Genomic DNA, 218 nt, shown 5'->3' with positions numbered 1-218 from the left:
GGTTCAGTTCTCATTACCCCTGATAGACTTCACCTCATCAGCCGCAGACGCCTTAGCGCGCTGGGGTTCAGTTCTCATTACCCCTGATAGACTTCGCTGAATCCACTGCTTGGCGAGAGTAGCGCTGGGGTTCAGTTCTCATTACCCCTGATAGACTTCTTGAGGCGAAACGTGACCCTACTGCCGCGCTGGGGTTCAGTTCTCATTACCCCTGATAG

Source organism: Corynebacterium sp. HMSC074H12, assembly GCF_001813755.1.
Taxonomy (GTDB): domain Bacteria; phylum Actinomycetota; class Actinomycetes; order Mycobacteriales; family Mycobacteriaceae; genus Corynebacterium; species Corynebacterium hiratae.
Note: the sequence above shows the minus strand (reverse complement) of the source record.